Source organism: Bacillota bacterium, assembly GCA_040754675.1.
Classification (GTDB): domain Bacteria; phylum Bacillota; class Limnochordia; order Limnochordales; family Geochordaceae; genus Geochorda.
In genome coordinates, this window is record JBFMCJ010000246.1 from 1 (window position 1) to 6237 (window position 6237).

At 60.0% G+C, this 6237-nt stretch carries 7 protein-coding genes; all 7 read right to left on the reverse strand.

Annotation, left to right across the window (positions count from 1 at the left end):
* The coding region (locus tag AB1609_13820; protein ID MEW6047537.1) for a PTS ascorbate transporter subunit IIC at positions 1-909 on the reverse strand (909 nt) is incomplete at its 3' end.
* Between the two features lie 106 nt (positions 910-1015).
* Positions 1016-1294 carry a PTS sugar transporter subunit IIB gene (locus AB1609_13825; GenBank protein MEW6047538.1) on the reverse strand — a complete coding sequence of 93 codons (279 nt, stop codon included), beginning with the start codon at positions 1292-1294 and terminating at the stop codon, positions 1016-1018.
* Positions 1291-1845: a PTS sugar transporter subunit IIA gene (locus AB1609_13830; protein ID MEW6047539.1), complete on the reverse strand. Its 555-nt coding sequence runs from the start codon at positions 1843-1845 to the stop codon at positions 1291-1293. The genes AB1609_13825 and AB1609_13830 overlap by 4 nt, the downstream gene beginning before the upstream one ends.
* Positions 1784-2830: an SIS domain-containing protein gene (locus AB1609_13835; GenBank protein ID MEW6047540.1), complete on the reverse strand. Its 1047-nt coding sequence runs from the start codon at positions 2828-2830 to the stop codon at positions 1784-1786. Before AB1609_13835 ends, AB1609_13830 begins: the two co-directional genes overlap by 62 nt.
* 124 nt (positions 2831-2954) lie before the next feature.
* A complete protein-coding gene (locus AB1609_13840; GenBank protein ID MEW6047541.1) occupies positions 2955-3782 on the reverse strand; it encodes a GntR family transcriptional regulator in 828 nt (275 codons plus the stop codon).
* Positions 3783-4348: 566 nt separating this feature from the next.
* On the reverse strand, positions 4349-4870 hold the full coding sequence (locus AB1609_13845; protein ID MEW6047542.1) for a type 1 glutamine amidotransferase domain-containing protein: 522 nt from the start codon (positions 4868-4870) through the stop codon (positions 4349-4351).
* A gap of 1174 nt (positions 4871-6044) precedes the next feature.
* Positions 6045-6237, reverse strand: a 193-nt coding sequence (locus tag AB1609_13850; protein MEW6047543.1) for an IS256 family transposase, incomplete at its 5' end; no start/stop codon positions are given.

A 6237-nucleotide genomic window follows, 5' to 3' on the forward strand; every position in this document is an offset into this window, starting at 1 on the left:
GCAGTCGAGCGCGGGCTTAGCCCCGGGCACGATGCTGGTTGCGATGCCACGGAATGCCGGAACCATTTCGGCAATGAACATCCGGACGCCCTGCAGCAGAACCAGTACGCCGGCGGTGAAGCCCAGCGCCTTGAGGATCGAGAATATGAGGTAGTTCTGGCCGCCGCTAAGATTCTTCTCGATGTACTCGGGTCCCGCCACCAGCGCCGCCGGAATAGATACTATCAACATGATTATAGACATGCTTATAGCCATATCGCGGAAGAAGCTCCACCTGTCAGAAACGGCGACTTCCTCGGCGCTGTCCCTGGGGTTCCCAAAGGGCTTCGCAATAACCGCTCCAAGCACGTTAAGCAGCGTCTGCCCGTGACCGAAAGCAACGTCATCCGTGCCAGTAATCCTGCGCATGAACGGTTGCGCCATAGCCGGGAACAACGTGGTGTAAAGCCCTTGGACCACGGAACCCAACACCACTATCGCGGTGCTGGAGAGCCCAAGCGTGTGCAACACAATGGCCCAGGCGCCCGCATGAATCCACAACATGTGCCCCGTAAGGTAGATGTACTTCCACGGGGTCACACGAGCCAGGATAACATTCACCAGGAAGCCAAACGCCAGAATTAATGCAGTTTCCCGCCCAAGCTTGGCAGCTACGGAGGCCACAACCAGCTCGTCAAACGGCACGAACCCCTGGAGATTGTACGCTTGCATGAACATCTTGGTGATGGGATCCAGAGAGCTTACAATGGCACCGGCGCCCACACCCAGGATCAAGAACCCAAGCATGGTCTTGACCGTGCCTGACAGAACCTCGGAGAACGACTTGCGCTGTACAATCAGGCCTACCAACGCCACCACTCCGATCACGATCGCCGGAGTGCTGAAGAACTCGACAATAAACTCGAGCATCGCGCACCCTCCCTTTTGTTTTCGGAGTTATGATGGCTCCACCGGAGAACACCCTCGGTCGCTCGGCCGGCCCCACCCCCCTACCCCACCGAATCCAGGATCTGGTCTACGCCAGCAACTCGCGCACCAGCGGCAGAAGCTTCTCCTCAATTTCCCTACGATCAGTGAGATTGTTGATCAACACCACCCTTCCTTGATAGTCCTTAAGATGGCGCTTCATGTCCTGGGGCGCCACCACGATGTCGGCAGCCTGCCCTTTGAAGCTACCCAGATCCCACGCCTGGACATCAGCCTTGATTCCGTGTGCGCGGAAAATGTCGCCGATAGTCATCTTCAACATGAGACTGGTGCCGAACCCCATGCCGCACAGCGCAACTACTCTCATGCCAGTCCCTCCCCCAGTGAAAAAGCCCGGAATACCGCCAGGACATCGTCTTCGGTCCGTGCCCGCCGAAGGGCATGTACCCGTTCGGCCCCGGCCAGGAATCGCGCAAGCTCAGCCAGAACCTCAACGTGTTCCTCCGCGCGCGAAGTACCAAAGGGAATAACAAGGTCAACGGGATCGTTCACTTCGCTTCCGAAGGCCACGGGAGTTGCCAACCGAACCAAGCCCACGCATGTGCGCAGCGCCCCATCCTCTGGCCTGGCATGTGGAAGTGCAACGCCGGGTGCCACTACGATGTAGGGGCCCATTTCACGCACCGTACGCACCATTGCCTTCGTGTACTCGGGATTAACATCCCCACAAGCCTCGAGGAGTCGACCCGCCGTTCGTACAGCCTCCTCCCAGCCCGCTACGGCCACATCCAGGATAACGTGGCCCCGAAGCAGCACCCCTATCCTGCTCACCTTCCCACCCCACGCGCCGCTCTCATCAGAACCCCAACCTGACCACTCGAGAAAGGTGTTGCGGGCGGTCAGGGTCGAACCCTTCACTGGTAGCCCGGCAGTAGGCCAGCAGCTGCAAAGGTACGATGGCCAGCGCCGCTCGGGCCCATTCGTCGAATCTGTCGACAGGCAACTCCACGACGTGTTCCGCGCCGGCGACCGGAGCCCCCACCGCCAAGGTCCGCGCCGACAACGACTGCAGTTCCTGCAACAACTCGGACTCCTCCCGCCGGGCTACGTCCGACGTGATACTCACCACCAGCGTGTTGGCGTCCAATACAGACATGGGCCCGTGACGGAATTCCAGAGTGTGGTACGCCTCAGAATTGGCCAGGGCCATCTCTTTGATCTTCAACATTCCCTCGCAAGCTATACCGTAGAAAGGCCCACTACCGAGGAATACAAAACGGCGGATAGATCCGTCAGAACCCAGAGAACGGGTCAGGGGCAGGGCAGCATCCACTATGTTCTGAGCCACAACGGGAAGCCCACTCAGCCGGTCGAACCACGCAACATTACCAGCCCCAAGGGCTGCAACGCCTTGCAAGGCCAAGAGCATGGCACTGAAAGACCGAGTCATAACCACGCTAACCTCGTCACAGCCCGGGAGGTAAAGGTGGAAGCCTCCAAGCCGGGCCAGCTCTGTGTCCTGCCGGCATGAGACGCTCATCAGCCTAACCCCGGGCGAAGACGCCGCCCGCCCCAAGGCCACCAGCGTCTCAGTGGTTTCCCCTGAACGGGAGATCCCCACCACCAGGACTGACTTGCCCCGACGGAAAACAGACTCCGGGTAAAAAATCGCCTCGGAGGAGGGAATGGCCCGAGAAGGTATTCCCAATAACCTCTGAAAGGTGGCTGCAGCAGAAAGAGCAAGGTAATACGACGACCCGCATCCCACCAGAACAATCTCGTCTACAACCTGCGGTTCGTTGATAAGAGAGTTTATGAGATTGGCGTGATACCTGACCGCCGACAACGCCGACTCCCAGGCCTGCGGCTGGCTCTGAATCTCCTGCCACGTATGCGCACCCATCAACCCGTCCACCTCCGAGGCACGAATGAAAGAAGTACGTGTTGCAACGTAATGTTGTCATGGCAAGTCAATCTGCACTGCTCCGGTGTCACCCGGCCACTCAGCTCATGGCGAGCCCTGCCCCTCACCCACGCCCCGGCAGGTCCACGTAGAACCGACACCGATCCCCGCGAACCACACTACGGCAGAACTCAATGGGTACATCTTCTCCTCTCTCACCCGCCATGAACGCTAGCCTTTCGAGCAACAACACAGGAGCTGCCGGCTCGATGCACAACCAGCGGGCCTCGTACTCATCAGCCAACGCCGGCTCAAACCCTTCCCGAGCCCGGGTCAACTCAATGCGGTACTCACCGCGCAGTACGTCATACAAAGGCCTGCTGTTGAGATCGACCTCGGCCAAACCAGGGCAGTACCTGTGCGGCAAATAGGACGTTTCAAGCATGATGGGCTCCTCGTTCGCCAAGCGGAGCCTTGTAAGGTAAACCACCTGGTCCCCTTCGGTCAACAACAGCCTACGGGCCACAGATTTCGTCGCAGGGGCAACTCCTACTTCAATCACCTCTGACCGGGGGCGCAAGCCCTTCTTGAGGATTTCCTCCGTAAAGCTATAGAAACCCACCAGCCCTTGCTCGAGCTTCGGGTGTGCAACGTACGTGCCTTTGCCCTGCTCCCTGACGACGAGCCCCTCCGCTACGAGGCAAGCCATCGTCTGCCTTACCGTGGTGCGGCTAACACCATACAACTTACACAGTTCGTACTCCGAGGGAACCAGTTCCCCGGGTGGCCACTCGCCACTCTCAATCTTCTCCCGGATGATCTGCTTGAGTTGATGATACTTCGGCACCGGGCTGTTGCGGTCAAGTGGTGCCAACCGAACCTGCCCAAACTTCAACCCAACACCCTCCACATGTAACGTTGTCATGCCAAGTAATACGACGTCAACGATCAAACTCCTGCTGGCTCCGGCGCTCCACGGCGATTCGGCCGACGTGGGTGGCAGAACTGCGGGTCACTGACGCCGACGCCGCGGAACAGGAACTTCAAACGCTACGATTCAGCTGGTGGCTTGATACCCAGATCTCCCTGTGTACGATGCAGCACCAGGTGCCAAGGCTCCGCCGCCTGGCACTCGAAGGTCACCAGCGCACTCGACCGGGGGTCACGGACAGCCGAGACGAACATTTCCCGCCGGTGCTACTTTTCCCCACGGTCAGGATAGCGGAACACCCCAGGAAGCCAAAGAGGCCCCCTTCACCTCCTGTAAAGCGCAGGTGAGCCCCTTCATCCCATCCAAGCTTACCTGCTCGTAACCCACCGTACGCCGCGACCGACGCGCAGCGGGCGAAAACTACCGCCATGAGTCCGAGTAACACCACCTTGACACATCCTACCCCTGGTGCTTCGCGCCCGGCGCGACCTCAGCCCCTGCCCGCCCGTTCGTGGTCACACGTTCTCCCGCGTCATGGCGGCCACTCGGCTCACCGAAAAGCATACCTGTCATGGACTCTATGGAGTCTAGCTCAAGGCCCGCATGATCGCCCGGCAGAAAGCCGGAAGGTCAGAAGGCGTGCGGGAAGTAATCAGGTTGCCATCCACCACCACCTCCTGATCCACGTATTTTGCTCCCGCATTCACCACATCGTCACGGATAGCAGCCACACAGGTAACAGTACGGCCTGGGAGTATCCCTGCCGAGACCAGCACGTGCCCTGCGTGGCAGATCGCAGCCACCACCTTGCCCATTTCCCACATGTGGCGCACAAAAGTACATACCGCCTGGCTCCGCCTCAGGAAGTCGGGCGCCCACCCACCTGGAATCACGACGGCGTCGAAATCCTCCGGGCGAGCCTGGTCAATGGTGAGATCTACATTAACCGGGTATCCGTGCTTCGACAGGTACGACGGACCAGCCAGGCCCACCACCTTGACTTCAGCTCCTGCCTCCTTCAGCCTAAGCAACGGATAGTAGAGTTCGAGGTCTTCGAAGTCCCTTTCGGCCAGCACGGCTACCCTACGTCCCACAATCGTCTCGCACACTCTTGATCACCACCCTCTTTCAGATCCTCAATTCGCCTCCTCACCCGCAACGTCCTCCCGCGCACTGGCTTTCCCCGCTTTCACCGCCTGACCGTGGTAGCACCCTTGACGAATTTCACGATCCTGGCTTGAGTCCCTCCGATGCGCCACGGAAAGGACTCTTGCCTGCTTCCGACGGTGGTGACCGTGGCCGGGGGGCCGCGGGTCTGAGTCCCAGAGGGCGCACCCGAGGACCCTTGCTGGAATTTCGGCCTCTTTTGGACCGCAGAGCGGAGCAGGCAACTGGGGAGAGTGCGTATTCGCCCTTCCCGCTACCGAACAGGCGTCCGAGGCAAGCCGTGCGACGGGCACGGTCGCCATAGCAATGGCAGCAGCCCACTCGCACCACGTAGGGGATTCAGAACTTCCGACAAACGCAAACATAGTCTTGGATTGTCGATCACCAGAAAAGCTGGGAGGTACCAGCACGCAACGGTGCGACTACAGTCTAGCGGGGACGTAGTAAGGGACTGTTCATTCAGCCATTCCGCCGTTGGAGTGGGGATCGTGGGAACAGCCATACTCCACCCAAACGGCGCAGTCCGCACCTGGGCCACTTAGCGTCGGACAAGTAATCCGAAGCAAGACACCTGACCGAACCCTGGTTCTACCGCCCCACCCTTATCAGCACGGGTGAGAAGACCCCCTCGAAACGTCTCCGTGCGGACGCAGGCCCGTTTGCCCTTGCCCAACCCGTCCGGCGAGCGCATGCCAACCACCAGCACGAACACCGTCCCGCCATATCGGACATCAGCACAAGCTTCCCCCGGCCAACCCTGTCCGCATCTGCCCCGCAGTTCCTCCCTGCCTTGTTCTCAGCAGCCCGTGCCTTTGCTTAAACCGGCTCACTGCTCTGCCCAACAAAGCCACCCCTCCCAATCCTCCCAACAAGAGCAGCGACACACCCGAACCGCCCAGCCAGAATGGGTCGGCACAGCAAGCAAGACCACGTCGCCCTACGGATGGTCCAGACCGTTCGGCCGGGTGCGACCCCTGTAAGTCCTGCACGACCCCAGGTGGCCGGTGTCAGCGCCCACTGCCCGGCCCCATCGCCGCCCTCCATTCCCTCTGCCCCAACACCTCCAGGGGTTGTCCTGAACGCCGTGGATTTTCGTGGCGGCCCGTAGCTCCCCATTTAGGCCGTTTTCACCTCCCTGGATGTATCTGGGAACACCTCTTTCCGGAGAGCTTGAACCAGAACGGGAATGTCACGGTACCCAGCAATGCGGTGGAACCGGGACTCAGCTTCCAGTAAACCCGCCGCCGCCCAGCGGAGTACCTGCTCGCCGTTTTGCCAACGCTTCACGTTGCGGGCAACCGTCCGCACC

What these genes read in the sequence shown, in the direction of transcription:
- AB1609_13825 (MEW6047538.1), bottom strand. Translation starts at nt 1,294, where the DNA reads ATGAGAGTAGTTGCGCTGTGCGGCATGGGGTTCGGCACCAGTCTCATG.
- AB1609_13835 (MEW6047540.1), bottom strand. Translation starts at nt 2,830, where the DNA reads ATGGGTGCGCATACGTGGCAGGAGATTCAGAGCCAGCCGCAGGCCTGG.